Origin of the sequence: Amycolatopsis sp. NPDC051716, from assembly GCF_040681595.1 — a bacterium.
In the GTDB taxonomy this organism is placed as follows: domain Bacteria; phylum Actinomycetota; class Actinomycetes; order Mycobacteriales; family Pseudonocardiaceae; genus Amycolatopsis.
This window is the reverse complement of the sequence record NZ_JBFAZA010000053.1, coordinates 1-17,539: the sequence shown is the minus strand read 5'-3', so window position 1 is coordinate 17,539 and position 17,539 is coordinate 1. Positions and strand designations below refer to the sequence as shown.

Below are 17,539 nucleotides of genomic sequence, written 5' to 3'. Positions count from 1 at the left end.
CCACCCGGTCCGCCGGGTGGTGGCCTTCGACAACGAGATCAGACGCCCAGCGGGTGCCAGACCGTCTTGGCCTCCAGGTACCGCCGCAGCCGGGTGAGGTCCGGCGCCGTCGTCCAGTCCGGTTCCGTCTGCGGGACCGTCAGCACCCGCTTCACCGTGTTCGCCGCTTCGCGGGCCAGGGCCGGGCGGTCCGCCGGGGCGGCTCCCGTCGGGTCCAGCGCGTTGACGTCGCCGTGCGAGGCCAGCCAGGGGCCCAGCTCGGCCGCGTGGCCCGTGAGGATGTTCGCCACGCCGCCCGGGACGTCGGACGTCGCCAGGACTTCCGACAGCGTGATCGCCGGCAGCGGCCGCTCCGCGCTCGAGACCACCACCGCCGTCGAGCCCGTCGCCAGGACCGGGGCCAGGACCTCGACCAGGCCCAGCAGCGACGACTGCTGCGGCGCCAGGACACCCACGACACCCGTCGGCTCCGGGAGCGTGAACGAGAAGTACGGGCCCGCCACCGGGTTGGCCGAACCCAGCACGGAGGCGATCTTGTCCGTCCAGCCCGCGTACCAGACCCAGCGGTCGATCGCCGCGTCCACAATGGACTCGGCCTTCTTCGCGGCCAGGCCTTCCGACGCCGACACCTCGGCGATGAACTGGTCGCGGCGGCCCTCCAGGACCTCCGCCACCCGGTAGAGCACCTGGCCGCGGTTGTACGCCGTGGCCGCCGACCAGCCGGGGAACGCCTTGCGCGCGGCCACCACCGCGTCGCGGACGTCCTTGCGCGAAGCGTGCGCCGCGTTCGCCAGGAACTTGCCCTTGCCGTCCGTCACCGGGTAAATCCGGCCCGACTCGGAACGCGGGAACTTGCCGCCGATGTACAGCTTGTACGTCTTCGCGACGGAAATTCGGTCAGACATTCAGGTACGCCTCCAGCCCGGTGCGGCCGCCTTCGCGCCCGAAGCCGGATTCCTGGTAGCCGCCGAAGGGGGCGGTGGGGTCGAAGCGGTTGAAGGTGTTGGCCCAGACCACGCCGGCGCGCAGCTGGTTCGCCATCCACAGGATCCGGGAGCCCTTTTCGGTCCAGATGCCGGCCGAAAGCCCGTACGGCGTGTTGTTCGCCTTCGCCACGGCCTCGTCCGGCGTGCGGAACGTCAGCACCGACAGCACCGGCCCGAAGATCTCTTCGCGGGCGATCCGCATCGACTGGTGGACGTTCGCGAACACCGTCGGGGCGAAGAAGAACCCGCGGTCCGGGACCGGGCACGGGCTGGTCCAGCGCTGCGCCCCCTCGGCGTCCCCGGCTTCGACGAGCCCCTGGATCTTCGCCAGCTGCTCGGCCGAGTTGATCGCGCCGACGTCGGTGTTCTTGTCCAGCGGATCGCCGACGCGCAGCGTCGAGACGCGGTAGCGCAGCTTTTCCAGCACCTCTTCGGCGATGGACTCCTGCACCAGCAGGCGCGAACCCGCGCAGCACACGTGGCCCTGGTTGAAGAAGATGCCGTTGACGATGCCCTCGATCGCCTGGTCGAGCGGGGCGTCCTCGAAGACGATGTTCGCCGCCTTGCCGCCCAGTTCCAGCGTCAGCTTCTTCGCCGTGCCCGCCACCTGGCGCTGGATCGCCTTGCCGATCTCGGTCGAGCCGGTGAAGGCGATCTTGTCGATGTCACCGTGCTCCACGATGGACGCACCGATGTCGCCCGCGCCCGGCAGGATGTTCACCACGCCCGGCGGCAGCTCGGCCTGCTGGCAGATCTCCGCGAAGACCAGCGCGGTCAGCGGCGTCGTCTCGGCCGGCTTGAGGACCACCGTGTTGCCGGTGGCCAGCGCCGGGGCGATCTTCCAGGCCAGCATCAGGAGCGGGAAGTTCCACGGGATGATCTGGCCCGCCACGCCCAGCGGACGCGGGTTCGGGCCGTAACCCGCGTAGTCCAGCTTGTCGGCCCAGCCGGCGTGGTAGAAGAAGTGCGCGGCCGCCGTCGGGACGTCGGAGTCGCGCGACTCCTTGATCGGCTTGCCGTTGTCGAGGCTCTCCAGCACGGCCAGCTCGCGCGAACGCTCCTGGATGAGCCGCGCGATGCGGAAGAGGTACTTGGCGCGCTCGGTGCCCGGCATCTTCGACCAGACACCGGTGTACGCCTTGCGCGCGGCCTTGACCGCGGTGTCCACATCGGACTTCGACGCGGTGCCGACCTCGGCCAGGACCTCTTCGGTGGCCGGGTTGATCGTCTTCAGCGGCTCACCCGAGCCGTCGACGAACTCCCCGTTGATGAAGGGCTTGTAGGAGTCCTTCAGGTTCGCGATGGCGCGCGATTCCGGCGCCGGTGCGTACTCGAAAACAGGCATCAGTCCACCGTCACGTAGTCGGGGCCGCTGTAGTGGCCGTCCACCTGGGTGCGGCGCTGCAGCAGCAGGTCGTTGAGCAGGCTGGACGCGCCGAAGCGGAACAGGTCCGGGGTCAGCCACGGCTCGCCGGCGACCTCGTGCACCGCGACCAGGTACTTGATCGCGTCCTTCGTCGTCCGGATGCCGCCCGCGGGCTTGACGCCGCGCAGCTCGCCGGTCTGCGCGTGCCAGTCGTGGACGGCCTGCAGCATGATGTGGGTGACCGGCAGCGTCGCGGCGGGGGACACCTTGCCGGTGGAGGTCTTGATGAAGTCGCCGCCGGCCAGCAGCGCCAGCCACGACGCGCGCCGCACGTTGTCGTAGGTCGCCAGCTCGCCGGTCTCGAGGATGACCTTCAGGTGGGCGTCGCCGCAGGCGGCCTTGATGGCCCGGATCTCCTCGAAGACGTCCATGTACCGGCCCTCGAGGAAGGCGCCGCGGTCGATCACCATGTCGACTTCGTGCGCGCCGGCCTCGACGGCGATCTTCGTGTCGGCCAGCTTGATCTCGCGGCTGGTGCGCCCGGCGGGGAAGCCGGTGGCGACGCTCGCGACGTGCACGCCGCTGCCCTTCAGCGCTTCGACGGCCGTGGCGACCATGTCCGGGTACACGCAGACGGCGGCGACGCGCGGGGTGTCCTGGCGTTCGGGATCGGGCCGGACCGCCTTCGCGGCCAGCGCCCGGACCTTGCCCCGGGTGTCGGCGCCCTCCAGCGTGGTCAGGTCGACCATGGAGATGGCGGTGTCGATGGCCCACCGCTTGGCGTCCTTCTTGATGCTGCGCGTGCCGAGGCCCGCCGCGCGCTGCTCGACGCCGACCTGATCGACACCGGGCAGCCCGAGCAGGAAGCGGCGCAGGCTCGCGTCGTCGCGAGTCGCGTCCACCAGCGGTGCCGGGGTGGCCGGCGCCGCTGACGTGCTGGTCGTGGCTGTCATGCGCCCGAGTCTAGGCGGCGGGTCCGACAGTATTGTCCCGACAGTGCGAGCCCGACAGCGTGGTCCCGACAGTGCAGCGTCTGGAGGTGGGTCACCCGGTGTGACGCTTCAGGTGGTGAGTGTCAATATCGACGGCAGATGTCCGAGCCGGGAAGCACACACCAGCCGTCGGGCGTGGCGGCAAGCGGGGCCGGCGCGGTGCAGGGCGCCGGGCCCTTGCACCAGCCGGCCGGGGTCGCCGCGGAGGCGGGGACGGCGGTCAGGACGGCGGTCAGGACGGCGGCCGCGGCGATCAGGCCGCCCAGGACGATCCGGGTGAAAGTGCGCATGACGGCCACGCTAGCGGGCCTGCAGCCCGTCAGGACTCGATTTGCGGCGGTTCGGTCCGCTTCGCCGGCTTCCGGTACACCACGACGCCGCCCCAGAACGCCAGGCCGTTGATCTTCACCGTCGGGGCCGTCGGCGGAGCCGGGGGTGCGCCCGACTTGTCCTCCAGCACGAACCCGCCCATCAGGCCGAGGCCGGTGACGTCCACGTTGACGTCGTCCGGGACCGTGATCTGGATGCCGCCCATGATCGCCACCGCGGTGATCGTGCAGTGCTTGTCCGCGAACCGCGCCTGCCGCAGGTCGATCTCCGCGCCGCCCCAGAACGCGAAGCTGTTGTGCTGCGGGGGCAGGACCCAGCTGCCCTTGCGGACCGCGCCCGACAGCACGCCGATCGACACCGGGGAGCCCGGGTGGCCGCCGATGCGCTGGTCCGGGAAGCCCAGGGCCCGCGTCGTGGCCGGCTCGACGGCCGCGGACGACATCGGCAGGTCCGCCGTCACCGGCTTCAGTTCGCCCAGGGTTTTCGCCGCGTAGATCGTCGTGAGCCGTTCTTCCAGCTCGTTCACGGTGATCCGGCCCTCCGAGAGGGCGTTGTGCAGCACCTGGGCGACGCGTTCGCGGTCCGCGTCGGAAGCCCGCATCTGGTCGGGCGTCAGTTCGCTCACCCGGCGGAGCTTATCGGCGAAAACCACTCAGCGTGTCCATCTTCTGGAGGACACTGACCCGATGGGATCCACGACAGTCGAATTCCCGGACGGCGTGCGGGTCCGCGGCCGCGGATTGGGCCGCCCGCGGCCCGCCGAACCCGCCCCGGATTTCGGGCTCTACCTGGGGGCGAGCCGGCTGCGGCGCAAGCACGGCGGGGGCATCACCTGGCCGCACGAATGGGTGACCTGGCCGGACTTCCTGCTGCCGGTCCACCCCGCCGACGCCCGCGAAAAGATCAAGGCCGTCCACGAGCGGGCGAAGGCCGAGACCGTCGAGATCGCGTGCTACGGCGGCGCCGGCCGGACCGGCACCGTGATGGCCTGCCTGGCCACGCTCTCCGGCGTCCCGGCCGAGGACGCCGTCGCCTGGGTTCGGGCGCACTACCACGAACGAGCCGTCGAAACGCCCTGGCAGCGCGGCTGGGTGAAGAGCTTCGCGAAACGGCTAGATTGACCCGCATGGATGTGCACGTCGTCGACCACCCCCTCGCGAAGGCCCGGCTTTCCACGATGCGCGACGCGCGCACCGACAGCGCCGCGTTCCGGGCCGCGCTGCACGAGCTGACCGTCATGCTGGTCTATGAAGCCACGCGCGCCGTGCCGGTGAAGATCGAGAAGATCCACACGCCGGTCGCCCGCACCGACGGCTACAAACTGGCCAAGCCGCCGCTGCTGGTGCCGGTGCTGCGCGCCGGGCTGGGGATGGCCGACCAGGCGCACAAGCTGATCCCGGACGCGCAGATGGGCTTCGTCGGCCTGGCGCGCGACGAGGAGACGCTCAAGCCGACGCCGTACCTGGAGTCGCTGCCGGAATCGCTCGCCGACCGGCCGGTCATGGTGCTCGATCCGATGCTCGCCACCGGCGGCTCGATGGAGTACACGATCCGCCTGCTCACCGACCGCGGCGCCGACGACGTGACGGCGATCTGCGCGCTCGCGGCGCCGGAAGGCTTGGCGCACCTGGAGAAGACGGGCCTGCCGGTCCGGGTGGTCACGGCGAGCATCGACGAGCGCCTCAACGACTCGGGCTTCATCGTCCCGGGCCTCGGCGACGCGGGTGACCGCCAGTACGGCGCCGTCTGAGCCGGTGCCGGTCCTGAAGTGGCGGTGGATCGCCGTGACCGCCGTCGCGGTCGCCGCCGTCACCGGGGTCCTGCTCTGGCTGTTCCTGGCCTGGTCCGGGCGACCGGACGCGCCGGTCCGGATCGACGCGGTCAAGACGGCGTTCGGCGTCGGCGCGGGCGCGGGCGGCGTGTTCGCGCTGTGGCTGGCGACGCGCCGCCAGCGCACGCTGGAGGTGCAGCTGGCCGAGACGACGCGGGACCTCGAGGAGCGCAGGGTCACCGAGCTGTACACGAAGGCCGTGGAGCAGCTCGGCAGCGACAAAGCCCCCGTGCGGCTCGGCGGGCTGTACGCGCTCGAGCGGCTCGGGCAGGACAACCCGAAGCAGCGCCAGACGATCGTGAGCGTGCTGTGCGCCTACCTGCGGATGCCGTTCAAGGCCCCGGACGTGGGACTCAAAGGCACTGCGGCACGCGACCTGGACGACGACCCCGAGGAGAGTGAACTCCTCGTTCGGCTGGCCGTGCAGGAGCTGCTGAAGACGCACCTGAGCCACGACGCGACGGGCTACTGGCCAGGCATGTCGATCGACCTGCAGCGGGCCACCCTCGTCGACTTCCGGCTGAGCGGCTGCACCCTGGCCGCCGCCGACTTCAGCCGCGCCCGGTTCATCGGTCAGCTCCACATCCGCGGCACGCGCTTTACGCGCCAGGTGGGGTTCTACGGCGCGGAGTTCCGCGACATCGTGAACTTCGACCGGTCGGTCTTCGAGGAGGGCGCGTTCTTCTCCCGGGCGCATTTCGCCAGGGACGTTCGCTTCACCAGGATCCGCTCGGGCGGCCGATTCGAGTTCCCGCGCGCGGTCTTCGCCGAGGGAGCCGCCTTCGACGGAGGCGAACACCAGGAACTCGACCTGGCGGACGCGCAGTTCCCCGCGGCCGAGTAGCGCAACATCCGGGTCGGTGCCGGCCACGAAGGGGTGTGACCAACCAAGCGACGGGGGCGCCGGTGGGTGATCGGGCGCTGTGGGACCGGGCGGCCGAAGGCGACGAGGCGGCCTTCAGCGAGCTTTTCGAACGCCATGTGGAGGCCGTCTGGAACCACGCCTACCGGCTGACCGGTTCGTGGAGTGCGGCCGAGGACCTCACCTCGAACACGTTCCTCACCGCTTGGCGCCGCCGCGCCGAGGTGACCCTGGTGCGCGACAGCGCGTTGCCGTGGCTCTACACCGTCGCCGGCAACGCGGCCCGGGACGAGTACCGCGGCGCGCGAAGGCGGCTGCGGCTGCTGCAAAGGATGCCTGACGCGCCGGTGGTGTCCGACCACGCCGACACCGTGGCCGAGCGGCTCGACGGCGAGCGGCGGCTGCGCGAAATCGTCGAGGCCGTCCGGACGCTGCCCAAGGCGCAGCGGGAGGTCGTCGAGCTGTGCCTGCTCGGCGACCTGAACGCCGCCGACGCCGCGGCGCTGCTCGCCGTCGCCGAAGGCACTGTCCGCGCCCACCTGTCCCGGGCTCGCGCCCGGCTGCGCACGTTGCTGGAGGAGAAATGAGCGACGACCTCGGCCTGCCGCTCCGGCAGAAGCTCCCGGACGACGTCCGGGCGCGGTTGCGGACCGAAGTCCGCCAGGGCCTCACGAAACCACGGCGGAGGAAGCACGCCTGGTACGCCGCCGCGGCGGCCGTCGTGGTGCTGGCCGCGGGGGCGGTCGTCGTGACGCAGGCGATCCGGCCGCAGCCCGTGGGCGGTCCCGCGCCGACACTGCCGCCGAGTGTGGACGTCCCCAACCGGCTCACCCTCGACGTGCAGGTGGCGACCTCGTCGCTGGACCGCTGCTGGGCCGCGGTGCAGGCGGCGGGCAAGGCGGACCGCGTGCCCCCGCGTGCGGACTGGGTCCCGCTGTTCACGGAGGTCTTCCAGGCCGACGCGGTGGTCGCGGCGACCGCCGCCGGCAAACCGATGTTCTGCGAGACCACCGAGACGACCGTGACGCTGTCGGACCCGGGAGCCACCCCTGCCTACGCCCCGGACACGCGCACCGGGCTGCTGCTGCAGAGCGCGACCGGGATGGTCGGCGGGATCCTCGCCCCCGATGGAGCCGGGCTGTTCCTCGACTCGCGAACCGAGGACGGCCAGAACCAGTCGCAGTCCCTCTACTATTCCCCGGTCACCCGGCAGTTCGTCGGGGTGACCCGGAGCGACCCGGCGCGGACGACTCTCACCATCGGCAGGCCCATGCAGCCGGGCGCGAAGACGTTGCCCGCGGCGCCGCCGCCCCTGCTTTCGGTCGTGGACCGGCCGGTGACCAGCGACCGGACGTCATCCGCGGGCCGGGCGCTGGGCGACTGCCTGGCGGCGGCGGAAGTGGAAGCGATCCCCGACGCGGCGGCGTACGAGCCGGGGACGCTGCTCGAGACGGACGACTACCGGGTGGTCCTCGGCCGCTTCGGCGACCGGTTCGTGGTGTGCACCACCGAGCCCGACTACCGGCGGCCGGGGAAGACGCGGGCCCGCGCCTTCCCCAGCGGCCCCCCACCGGAGAAACCGCCGGCGTACCCCTTGATGGTGGACACCCTGGGCCATCCCCAGACGGGTGCCCCGCCGGGGGTGGCGCGCCGGCCGTTCGCCGCGGTCCTGCCCGCGACCGCGGCGACGGCGGTCGTCGACTTCGGGAGCGGCGCGAGCACCGAGACCCACGTCGTGGACGGCATGGTCGTCGTGTGGACCCCCGCGAACATCAAGGTCCTCCCGGAAACGAACGTCCACGTGACGGCGCGGGACGCGAAGGGCGGGGTCGTCTACGACGGGACGGTGCCGCTGGTCTGAGGCCGCAGCCAGCCGGAGGCGTTCGCGCGCAGGGCCCGCTCGTAGGAGCTGGTGACGTCGAACCCCTCCGGCAGGTTGCCGGTCAGCTCCAGCGACACGAGGCCGTGCACGATGGCCCAGCAGCCGACCGCGACCGTCTCCGCCGGGACGTCGAGGAAGACGCCGTCGGCGATGGCGCGGCGGATGATCCGTTCCAGGGGCTTGAGCGTTTCGCGGGCGAGCTTTTCGGCGTCTTCGTTCGGCTCGAACCCGGGCACCGACTTGGTGAACATGATCCCGTAGAGGTGCGGGTCGGCCAGCGCGCTGGTGCGGTACGCGCTGCCGAGGGCGACGAGGTCCTCGACGGCGTCGCCGGTCAGCGGCGTCCCGGCCATCCGGGCGCCGAAGCGGCGGAAGCCCTCGGTGTACAACGCGTTCACCAGATCGGGTTTGCTGCCGAAGAGCGAGTACACGGCGGTGGTCGACGTCCCGGCGTCGGCGGCCAGCTTGCGCAGGGAAAGCGCCTTCGGGCCGTCGGCCGCGAGGAGTTCGCCGGCCCGGTCGAGCAGCTTGAGCCGGAGCGCTTCGTCGTGCGTGCGTGGTCGCGCCATGTACGCAGCGTATCGGAACGGTGTTATGGAAGGCCAGTGCCGGGATTTGACCTGGAGTGCACTCCAGGTCGTACTGTCGGGCCATGAGCTACTCGATAGCGGAAGCCGCGCGACGTAGCGGACTGTCCATCGACACCCTCCGGTACTACGAGCGCATCAAACTGCTCGATCCGCCCGCACGGGACACCGCGGGCCGCCGGGCCTATTCCGACGACGACCTCGGCTGGCTGGGTTTCCTGACCAAGCTGCGCACCACCGGGATGCCCATCAAGAGCATGCGCGAGTACGCGTCGCTGCGCCGTCACGGCCCCGCGAGCGCGGGCCGCCGCAAGGCCCTGCTGGTCGAGCAGCGCCGGTCGGTCGCCGAGCGGATCGCCGAGCTGCAGGGCTGTCTCGACGTCCTCGACTACAAGATCGAAAACTACGCCCAGGTCGAGCGCAAGGTGCTCGGCGTGGAACCCGGCATGGAGGAGATTTCCGCGTGAAGAACAGGAAGCTGGGCGGCCTGGAAGTCGGCGCCCAGGGGCTGGGCTGCATGGGGATGAGCCAGGCCTACGGCGTCCGCGACAACGACGGCGAGTCGATCGCGACCATCCACCGCGCGCTCGAGCTCGGCGTGACACTGCTGGACACGGCGAACGTCTACGCCAACGGCGTCAACGAAGAGCTGGTCGGCCGCGCGATCGCCGGCCGCCGCGACGAGGTCGTGCTCGCGACGAAGTTCGGCATCGTGTGGAACGACGGCGCGATGGGCGCCCGCGGCGACGCCGCGTACGTGAAGCAGTCGTGCGACGAGTCGCTGCGCCGCCTCGGCGTCGACCACATCGACCTCTACTACCAGCACCGCGTCGACCCGGACACGCCGATCGAGGAGACCTGGGGCGCGCTGGCATCGCTGGTGGAGGCCGGAAAGATCCGGTACGCCGGAATTTCCGAGGCGAGCGCGGCGACGATCCGGGCCGCGCACGCGGTGCACCCGGTGACGGCGCTGCAGAGCGAGTGGTCGCTGTGGACCCGGGGCATCGAAGGCGAAATCCTGGACACGTGCCGCGAGCTCGGCATCGGGATCGTCCCGTTTTCGCCGCTGGGCCGCGGTTTCCTGACGGGCGCGGTGAAGTCGGTCGCGGACCTCCCGGAGGACGACATGCGCCGCGGCCTGCCGCGCTTCGCCGAGGGCAACTTCGAGCGGAACATGGCGATCGTCGAGGCCCCGCGCGAGCTGGCTTCGGACAAGGGCGTGACGGCGGGACAGCTGGCGCTGGCGTGGGTCCAGTCCCAGGGCGACGACGTGGTGCCGATCCCGGGCACCAAGCGCCGCAAGTACCTCGAAGAGAACGTGGCGGCGGCATCCCTAGAGCTGACGTCGGACGACCTGGCCGCCATCGCGGCGGCCGCACCGGCCGACGCGATCGCCGGAGAGCGCTATCCGGAACGGCTCGCCCGCGCGGCCGGGAAGTAACTTACTTCTGAGGCTTTTCTGAGATCTCCGGAGCAGGCTCGGCGCCGATCAAGCGGTCGGTGCCGAGCCCCAGGAGGTCGTCGTGGCGGAGGAAGTGCTCGATTATCTGGTCGTCGGGGCCGGGCCGGCCGGGTTGCAACTCGGGCAGCACCTCGGCCACGCCGGGCACCGGTACCTGGTGCTGGAAGGCGGTTCCGCGCCCGGGCACTTCTTCGAGACCTTCCCGCGGCACCGGACCCTCATCTCCATCAACAAGAAGCACACCGGGTACGCCGACCCGGAGCTGCGCATGCGGATGGACTGGAACTCGATCCTCGCCGAGCCCGACGCCGGCGACGACGCGCTCGTCTTCACCGGCTACAGCGACAAGCTCTTCCCGGACGCCCCGGACTTCCTCCGCTACATCGCCGACTACGCGGCGAAGCACGAAGTCGACGTCCGCTACGACACCCGGGTGACGCGCATCCGCCGCGAGCAGGAGATCTTCGTCCTCTCCGCCGGTGACGAAGAATTCAAAGCGCACCGGCTGATCATGGCCACCGGCGTCACCAAGCCGTACATCCCGCAGTTCCCCGGCGTCGAGCTGATCGACCAGTACGTGGACGTCGACATCGACCCGAAGAGCTTCACCGGCCAGCGGGTCCTCGTGCTGGGCAAGGGGAACTCGGCGTTCGAGACCGCGGACAACCTCATCGAGACGGCCGCGGTCGTGCACGTCGGCGGGCCGCGGCCGGTGAAGCTGGCCTGGCGCACGCACTTCGTCGGCCACCTCCGCGCGTACAACGCGGGCATCCTCGACATGTACCAGCTGAAGCTCCAGCACGCGATCCTCGACGGCGACGTGCGCGAAGTCCGCAAGGACGCCGACGGCTACCACGTCAAGTTCGCCTTCGCCCGCGCCGACGAGGTGATCAAGGAGATCCGCTACGACCGGGTGATCGGCTGCACCGGCTTCCGGTTCGACGCGTCGCTGTTCGACGAGGACTGCCGCCCGGAGCTGACCATCAACGACCGCTTCCCGGCGCAGACCCCGGACTGGGAGTCGGTGAACGTGCCCGGCCTCTACTTCGCCGGCACCATCACGCAGGTCCGCGACTTCAAGAAGGCCACCAGCGCGTTCATCCACGGCTTCCGCTACGGCGTCCGCGCGCTCGCCAAGGTCCTGAACGAGCGCCACCACGGCACGCCGTGGCCGAGCACCGAGCTGCCCGCCAAACCGGACGCATTGACCGAAGCGGTGATCACCCGGATCAACCGGACTTCCGCGCTGTACCAGCAGTTCGGCTTCCTCGGCGACGTCCTGGTCGTGGACGGTGACACCGCCCGCTACCTCGAAGAGGTGCCGGTCGACCGCGTTCTCCAGGACCCGCCGGACGACGCCTACGTCGTCACCCTCGACTACGGCCCCGACCACGACAAGATCGACCCGTTCGACTTCGTCGCGCGCGCGGCCCAGGACAAGGCCAACGACCACGGCGAAGGCCACTACCTGCACCCGATCGTCCGCCACTACCGCCGCGGCGAGCTGGTCGCCACCCACCACGTCACCGAGAACCTCGAGAACGAGTGGGACAAAGAGGTGCACGTCGAACCGCTGACCGCGTTCTTCGCCGGGGAGCTGTGATGCGCACGATCGCCGAGTTCGAGGCGGCGGCCCGCGGCCGCCTCGACCCGGTCCACTACGACTACTTCGCGGGTGGCGCGCAGGACGAGATCACCCTGCGGGAGAACGAAACGGCGTTCCAGCACCTGCGGCTGGTGCCCCGGGTGCTGCGCGGCAGCGACAAACGGGACCTGAGCATCGAGCTGCTCGGGACGCCGTCCTCGATGCCGATCCTGGTCGCGCCCACGGCGTTCCACCGGCTCGCGCACCCCGACGGCGAGCTGGCCACCGCGCGGGCGGCGGCGCGGGCGGGCACGATCATGATCGTCAGCATGGCCGCGACCACGGCGATCGAGGACATCGCCGCGGCGGCCCGCGAGGCCGCGCCCGACCCGGGCCTGTGGTTCCAGCTCTACCTGCAGCCGGACCTGGAGTTCACCGAGGCGATCGTGCGCCGCGCCGAAGCCGCGGGCGTGAAGGCGTTCGTCGTCACCGTCGACTCGCCCGTGCTCGGCCGCCGCGAACGCGACGACCGCAACGCCTTCCACGACCTGCCGCCCGGCCTGGCCGTGGAAAACCTGCGCAACCTCGGCGAAAACCGCAGCGGCGGCAACGCCAGCCATGTTCGCGAGATCGTCATGTCGGCCGGGCTGAACTGGGACCACATCGCGTGGCTGCGGTCGAAGACCAAGCTCCCCGTGCTGATCAAGGGCCTGCTGCACGCCGAGGACGCGCGGCTGGCCGTGCACCACGGCGTCGCCGGGATCGTCGTGTCCAACCACGGCGGCCGCCAGCTCGACACCGTGCCCGCCACCATCGACGTGCTCCCCGAGATCGCCGCGGCCGTCGGCGGCGCGCTGCCGGTGCTGCTGGACGGCGGGATCCGGCGCGGCACCGACGTCGTCAAGGCGCTCGCTCTGGGTGCGGACGCGGTCGGCGTCGGCCGCCCGATCGTGTGGGGTCTGGCCGCGGGCGGGCGCGAAGGCGTCTCCGAGGTCCTGGACCTGCTGCGGGACGACTTCGACCAGGCCCTCGCGCTGTGCGGCGGGCGGCACCCGGCCGATCTCACCCCGGACCAGGTGCGGCGGTGATCGGCAAGGTGGTGGCGGCCGCGGCGGCGGTGTCCGCGGCCGCCTGGCTGCCCCAGCGGGTGGTGGCGCTGCGGATGAAGATCTTCGCCCTGGTCAACGGCCAGGACGCGGTGACGATCCCGGGGCCGCAGGTCGGCGCCGCGGACTTCAAGCGCGTCTACGCCGACCCGGCGGCGAACGGCCGCAGCCGCGGCGCCGCCCTGTCCGACCTGTTCTGGTACTGGCTCGCGCCCGGCCCTCAAGTGCACCAGGAGCACCTCGAGGCCGGCCCGCGCTACGACGCCGTCGCCAAGTGCACCCGGCACATCCTGGTCCGGTCCAAAAAGGACTCCGAGGCGCTGGCCCGGCGGGTGGCCGCGCACGTCCTCGACGGCGTCGAGCCCGGCCTCGTCCGGCTGCGCGACCTGATGATGCCGATCTGGGCCGAGCTGTACTACGAGCTGGTGTTCGAGGAGCCGTGCCCGCCCGAGGCGCGCGACCTCATCGTCGGGCACGCCGACGACGTCGTCTCGGCGCTCAAGTGCGTGCGGCCGCGGAACATGCGCCGCCGGGCCCGGCTGACGCAGTACCTGCGACGGCGCCTCGCCGACGTCCCGCACCCGCTGCCGGAGTCCCTGACTCCGGAGGAGCAGGCCTACTACCTGCAGGGGACGTTCTTCAACACCGCCGTCGTGCAGATGTCCGAGGCGATGGCGCACCTGCTGATGATCATCGCCCAGTCCCCGGACACCCAGCGGCGGCTCGCCGGGCACCCGGACGACGACGCCTACCTCGACGGCGTCATCGACGACGGCCTCCGCCGGTTCCCGCTGTTCGGCATCGCGCACCGGATCTCCACCGCCGACATCGAGGTGGCGGACCTGACCATCCCGGCGGGCACGGTGCTGTGCTTCAGCTACCCGGGCTACGCCGCCCAGTCCGGAAAGGACGATTTCATCCCCTTCGGCGTCGCGCAGAACCGCGCCTGCCCGGCCCGGGGGCTCGCGCCGCCGACCATGCGGGTCGTGACGCGGGAAGTGCTGCGCCGCTTCAGCCTCGCCTCGACGGCCGCGCACACGCGCTCGATCCCCAACCGCGGCCCGGCGCTGCTCACGCCGCGCGGGGCCCGCCGGCGCCGCGCACCCCTGGTGTGGCTCGCGGTCCGCGACCGCTGGGAAGACGTCTGGCGCAGCTTCGCCCAGCTCGTGTTCGGCACGTACATGGTCCTCGACGCCCGTCGCCAAGCCCTGTGTTCGACCTACTTCGCCGGAGGCAACCGATGAGCCCGTCCGAAGCGGCACCGGCGTTCTTCCTCGCCGTCGTGGTGATCCTCCTGGTGGCCCGGCTGGTCTGCCTGGCCGCGGTCAGGCTCGGCCAGCCACCGGTGGTCGGCGAGATGATCGCCGGGGTCCTGCTCGGCCCCTCGCTGTTCGGGCTGATCCTGCCGGACGTGCAGGCGGCGCTGTTCCCGGACGCCGTCCGCTCGCTGCTCTACGTCGGTGGCCAGATCGGCCTGGTCATCTACATGTTCGGCGCGGGCTACGAATTCAGCATCAGCAGCATCGGGAAATCGCGCAGGTCGGTCGCGGCGATCTCGTCGGCCGGGACGATCGTGCCGCTGGCGCTCGGGTTCGGCGTCAGCGCGATCGGCCTGAGCTGGGTGGGCATCGGCAAGGCCGGGGTGTCGCCGGTGACGTCGATGGCGTTCGTCGGCGTCGCGCTGGCGATCACGGCGTTCCCGATGCTCGCGCGGATCATCACCGAACGCGGGATCGCGTCGACGAAGTTCGGCTCGCTGGCGTTGGCCTGCGGCGCGCTCGACGACGTGCTGGCGTGGATCCTGCTGGCGGTCGTGCTCGGCATGCACGCCGGGTCGGCCGGGCCGGTCGCGCTCGCGCTGGGCGGCGGCCTCCTCTTCGCCGGGCTGGTGTTCATCATCGGACGGCGGTTGCTGGCGAAGGCGATGGGCAGCGAGCGGCTGAGTGTCGACCACCGGGTGCTCATCACCGCGATGACGTTGTTCGCCGCCGCCTGGTTCACGGACGTGATCGGGCTCTACGCGGTGTTCGGCGCGTTCTGCGTCGGGATCGCGTTCCCCCGCACGCCGGCCACCGAGGCCGTGCTCGCGAAGATCATGCCGATCGGGCGGATCGTCTTCCTGCCGCTGTTCTTCACCTATTCCGGCCTGAACACGCGGTTCGCGCTGCTCGCCGATCCGAAGCTGCTCGCCTTCGCGGTGCTGTGCGTGGTGGTCGCGATCGTCGGCAAGCTGGGCGCGTCCTGGGGTGCGGCGCGGCTGGCGGGGGAGCCGCCGTTCATCGCGACGCGCGTCGGCGTGCTCGTCAACGCCCGCGGGCTGATGCAGCTGATCGCGTTGAACGTCGGGCTCGCCGCGGGGATCGTGTCGCCGGCGTTGTTCACGGTGCTGGTGCTGGTCGCGTTGGTCACCACGATCATGACCGCGCCGGTGCTCAGCTGGCTCGACCGGCGTGATGCGCGCAAGGGGACTACGGAGGTACTCCTTACGGCCGAACCAGTCCCGGTCACCGGGAAAAGTTGATTCTTCAAGTTCGGAAATAACTGCCAAGATGGATCGGTGCGCGACGGGGTGGCGAAACCGAGAGTGCTGCTGGTCGAAGACGACCGGGAACTGGCGGGCATGCTGCGTGAGCTGCTCGCGGACGAGGGCTATGAAACCGAAGCGGCGCACGACGGCCAGCGGGGCCTGCACCTCGGGCTCACCGGGCACTACGACGTGCTGGTCATCGACCGCCGGCTCCCGGTGCTCGACGGGCTCGAGCTGCTGCGGCGGCTGCGGGCCCGGGCGGTGACCACGCGGGTCCTGGTGCTCTCGGCGCTGGGCGAGGTGGCCGACCGCGTGGCGGGTCTCGACGCCGGCGCGGACGACTACCTCGTCAAGCCGTTCGAGGCCGAGGAGCTGCTGGCGCGGCTGCGCGCGCTGGGCCGGCGTGACCTCGAAGGTGCCGAGTGCCTGCCGCTCGGCACGGCGGCCCTCGACCTGCAGCGCCACGAAGTCGTGCTGCCGCGCGGGGAGCGGATCACGCTTTCGGGGCGGGAGTTCGAGCTGCTGCGGACGCTGGCGCAGCGGCCCAAGGCGATCCACCCGCGGGCGGCGCTGCGCACGCGCGTGTTCGCCGATTCGACCGGTGAGTCCATTGTGGATACTTACGTGTACTACCTGCGGCGCAAGCTCGGCCGGGACGTCGTGCGGACCGTGCACGGCCTGGGGTACCAGATCGGCGTGGTATGAGTCCCGGCTCCGAGGAACGGGCCCTGCGGCGGGCGCGGTGGGTGATCACCGCGCAGATCGCCGTGGTGGTGTCGCTGCTCGTGGCCGTCGCGGGCGCGATCGCGTACGGGATCCTGCTGTCCGGCCAGCACGCCGACGCGGACCGGCTGCTGGCCAGGACGATCCAGCTCGGCCCCGGCGCGACCCCGCCGGGCTGCGTCTGGCTGTTCACGCCGGGAGCCCACACGCCCGCGGGACCACCGCCGCCGGGAATGCCGATCCCGGAGCTGGCCGCGTTCGTGCCCGCGCCCGGCGACGTCTACACCGATCGGCGGTCGATCGGCGGGATGACGCACACGATCCGGGTGGAGAACCGCGGCGGCGTCGTCTCCCAGGCGTTCTTCGAGGAGCGCTACCAGGTCGAGGACCGCGCGTCGCTGGTGCTGGGGCTCGGCGTCGCCGAGGTGCTCGCGCTGCTGGCGGCCCTGGGGTGCGGGCGGGTGCTGGCCCGCCGGGCGATCCGGCCGCTGGAGGACGCCCTGCGGCGGCAGCGGACGTTCGTCGCGGACGCGTCCCACGAACTGCGGGCCCCGCTGACCCGGCTGCACACGCGTGCCCAGCTGCTCGCCCGGCGGTCGTCCGGGCGTGACGCGGCGGAACTCGACCAGCTGGTGCGCGGCACGCGGGAACTCGGCGAGGTCGTCGAAGACCTGCTGCTGTCGGCGCAGGCGTGCGGCGAACGGCCGTCGCTGGAGCTGGTCGAGCTGGGCGTGCTGGCCGAGGAGGCGGTCGCGGCCGAAGCGGTGCGCGCCTCGGAAGGCCAGGTCCGGCTGGCGGTGACGCGGGAGCGGCGGCCGTACGTCGTCCAGGGCGTGCCGACGGCGTTGCGCCGCGTGCTGTCGGCGTTGCTGGACAACGCACTCGGCCACACCCCGCCGGGCGGCTCGATCGAGGTGTGGCTCGGCGTCCCCGACGAGCGGCACGTGGAACTGCGCGTCCGCGACACCGGGTCCGGCTTCCCCCAGTCCGACGCGGACCGCATCTTCGAGCGCTTCGCCCGCGGCTCGGACGGCGACGGCCGCCGCTTCGGCCTCGGCCTCGCCCTGGTCCGCGAAGTGGTGACCGGCCACGGCGGAACGATCGCGGCCGCGGCCCGCCCCGGAGCCGGAGCCACCTTCACCCTCCGCCTCCTCCGCGCCGACCCCTCGTGACCAGCCAGCCGACACGCGTGATTCCAGGGTCGACATGTGGAGTTGCCCCGTGGAGCCGGACACCTTGATTCCAGACAGTGGTCTGGAGGGAGGATGTCCTGGTGTCTCGCAGGTCGAAGTATCCGGAG

19 protein-coding genes are annotated in these 17,539 nt (G+C 71.4%); 13 read left to right on the top strand and 6 right to left on the bottom strand.

The window, feature by feature from the left end:
• Positions 1-38: 38 nt before the first annotated feature.
• From AB0M30_RS43520 to AB0M30_RS43500, 5 genes are all read right to left on the bottom strand, one after another.
• A complete protein-coding gene (locus AB0M30_RS43520; RefSeq protein ID WP_364597282.1) occupies positions 39-905 on the bottom strand; it encodes an aldehyde dehydrogenase family protein in 867 nt (288 codons plus the stop codon).
• Entirely contained in the window at positions 898-2,331 is a 1,434-nt protein-coding gene (locus tag AB0M30_RS43515; RefSeq protein WP_364597279.1) for an aldehyde dehydrogenase family protein, read from the bottom strand. The genes AB0M30_RS43520 and AB0M30_RS43515 overlap by 8 nt, the downstream gene beginning before the upstream one ends.
• A complete protein-coding gene (deoC, locus tag AB0M30_RS43510) occupies positions 2,331-3,305 on the bottom strand; it encodes a deoxyribose-phosphate aldolase (protein WP_364597276.1) in 975 nt (324 codons plus the stop codon). Before deoC ends, AB0M30_RS43515 begins: the two co-directional genes overlap by 1 nt.
• Before the next feature lie 122 nt (positions 3,306-3,427).
• Positions 3,428-3,634: a hypothetical protein gene (locus tag AB0M30_RS43505; RefSeq protein WP_364597273.1), complete on the bottom strand. Its 207-nt coding sequence runs from the start codon at positions 3,632-3,634 to the stop codon at positions 3,428-3,430.
• A 29-nt stretch (positions 3,635-3,663) separates the two neighbouring features.
• Entirely contained in the window at positions 3,664-4,275 is a 612-nt protein-coding gene (locus tag AB0M30_RS43500; protein WP_364597367.1) for a DUF1707 domain-containing protein, read from the bottom strand.
• Positions 4,276-4,360: 85 nt separating this feature from the next.
• Here AB0M30_RS43500 and AB0M30_RS43495 point away from each other — a divergent pair, with 85 nt between their 5' ends.
• The 5 genes from AB0M30_RS43495 to AB0M30_RS43475 are packed head-to-tail and all read left to right on the top strand — an operon-like array spanning position 4,361 to position 8,228.
• Positions 4,361-4,795, top strand: a complete 435-nt coding sequence (locus tag AB0M30_RS43495; protein ID WP_364597270.1) for a protein-tyrosine phosphatase family protein — start codon at positions 4,361-4,363, stop codon at positions 4,793-4,795.
• A gap of 5 nt (positions 4,796-4,800) precedes the next feature.
• Complete coding sequence (gene upp / locus AB0M30_RS43490) at positions 4,801-5,424, top strand: uracil phosphoribosyltransferase (RefSeq protein ID WP_360172548.1); 624 nt, start codon at positions 4,801-4,803, stop codon at positions 5,422-5,424.
• A gap of 34 nt (positions 5,425-5,458) precedes the next feature.
• Positions 5,459-6,349 carry a pentapeptide repeat-containing protein gene (locus AB0M30_RS43485; RefSeq protein WP_364597266.1) on the top strand — a complete coding sequence of 297 codons (891 nt, stop codon included), beginning with the start codon at positions 5,459-5,461 and terminating at the stop codon, positions 6,347-6,349.
• A gap of 35 nt (positions 6,350-6,384) precedes the next feature.
• Positions 6,385-6,954: an RNA polymerase sigma factor gene (locus AB0M30_RS43480; protein ID WP_364597264.1), complete on the top strand. Its 570-nt coding sequence runs from the start codon at positions 6,385-6,387 to the stop codon at positions 6,952-6,954.
• Positions 6,951-8,228, top strand: a complete 1,278-nt coding sequence (locus tag AB0M30_RS43475; RefSeq protein ID WP_364597262.1) for a hypothetical protein — start codon at positions 6,951-6,953, stop codon at positions 8,226-8,228. Before AB0M30_RS43480 ends, AB0M30_RS43475 begins: the two co-directional genes overlap by 4 nt.
• Here the strand turns inward: AB0M30_RS43475 and AB0M30_RS43470 are convergent.
• On the bottom strand, positions 8,201-8,818 hold the full coding sequence (locus tag AB0M30_RS43470; RefSeq protein ID WP_364597259.1) for a TetR/AcrR family transcriptional regulator: 618 nt from the start codon (positions 8,816-8,818) through the stop codon (positions 8,201-8,203). The genes AB0M30_RS43475 and AB0M30_RS43470 overlap by 28 nt on opposite strands.
• Positions 8,819-8,901: 83 nt before the next feature.
• Between AB0M30_RS43470 and AB0M30_RS43465 the strand changes: the two genes are divergently transcribed.
• The 8 genes from AB0M30_RS43465 to AB0M30_RS43430 all read left to right on the top strand — a co-directional run bounded on the left by AB0M30_RS43465 (position 8,902) and on the right by AB0M30_RS43430 (position 17,411).
• Complete coding sequence (locus tag AB0M30_RS43465; RefSeq protein ID WP_364597256.1) at positions 8,902-9,303, top strand: MerR family transcriptional regulator; 402 nt, start codon at positions 8,902-8,904, stop codon at positions 9,301-9,303.
• 50 nt (positions 9,304-9,353) lie between these two features.
• Positions 9,354-10,277, top strand: a complete 924-nt coding sequence (locus tag AB0M30_RS43460; RefSeq protein ID WP_364597364.1) for an aldo/keto reductase — start codon at positions 9,354-9,356, stop codon at positions 10,275-10,277.
• An 82-nt stretch (positions 10,278-10,359) separates the two neighbouring features.
• Positions 10,360-11,901, top strand: coding sequence for an NAD(P)-binding domain-containing protein (locus tag AB0M30_RS43455; protein WP_364597253.1), 1,542 nt, complete (start codon positions 10,360-10,362; stop codon positions 11,899-11,901).
• Positions 11,901-12,971, top strand: a complete 1,071-nt coding sequence (locus AB0M30_RS43450) for an alpha-hydroxy acid oxidase (protein ID WP_364597250.1) — start codon at positions 11,901-11,903, stop codon at positions 12,969-12,971. Before AB0M30_RS43455 ends, AB0M30_RS43450 begins: the two co-directional genes overlap by 1 nt.
• Positions 12,968-14,233 (top strand): cytochrome P450, encoded by a 1,266-nt coding sequence (locus AB0M30_RS43445; protein ID WP_364597247.1) that lies wholly within the window; start codon positions 12,968-12,970, stop codon positions 14,231-14,233. Before AB0M30_RS43450 ends, AB0M30_RS43445 begins: the two co-directional genes overlap by 4 nt.
• Positions 14,230-15,510: a cation:proton antiporter gene (locus tag AB0M30_RS43440; RefSeq protein WP_364597244.1), complete on the top strand. Its 1,281-nt coding sequence runs from the start codon at positions 14,230-14,232 to the stop codon at positions 15,508-15,510. The genes AB0M30_RS43445 and AB0M30_RS43440 overlap by 4 nt, the downstream gene beginning before the upstream one ends.
• Positions 15,511-15,573: 63 nt before the next feature.
• The gene (locus AB0M30_RS43435) at positions 15,574-16,221 is read left to right on the top strand and encodes a response regulator transcription factor (protein WP_364597362.1); all 648 of its coding nucleotides are present in this window, start codon (positions 15,574-15,576) and stop codon (positions 16,219-16,221) included.
• Positions 16,218-17,411 carry a HAMP domain-containing sensor histidine kinase gene (locus AB0M30_RS43430; RefSeq protein ID WP_364597241.1) on the top strand — a complete coding sequence of 398 codons (1,194 nt, stop codon included), beginning with the start codon at positions 16,218-16,220 and terminating at the stop codon, positions 17,409-17,411. The genes AB0M30_RS43435 and AB0M30_RS43430 overlap by 4 nt, the downstream gene beginning before the upstream one ends.
• Positions 17,412-17,539 lie beyond the last annotated feature (128 nt).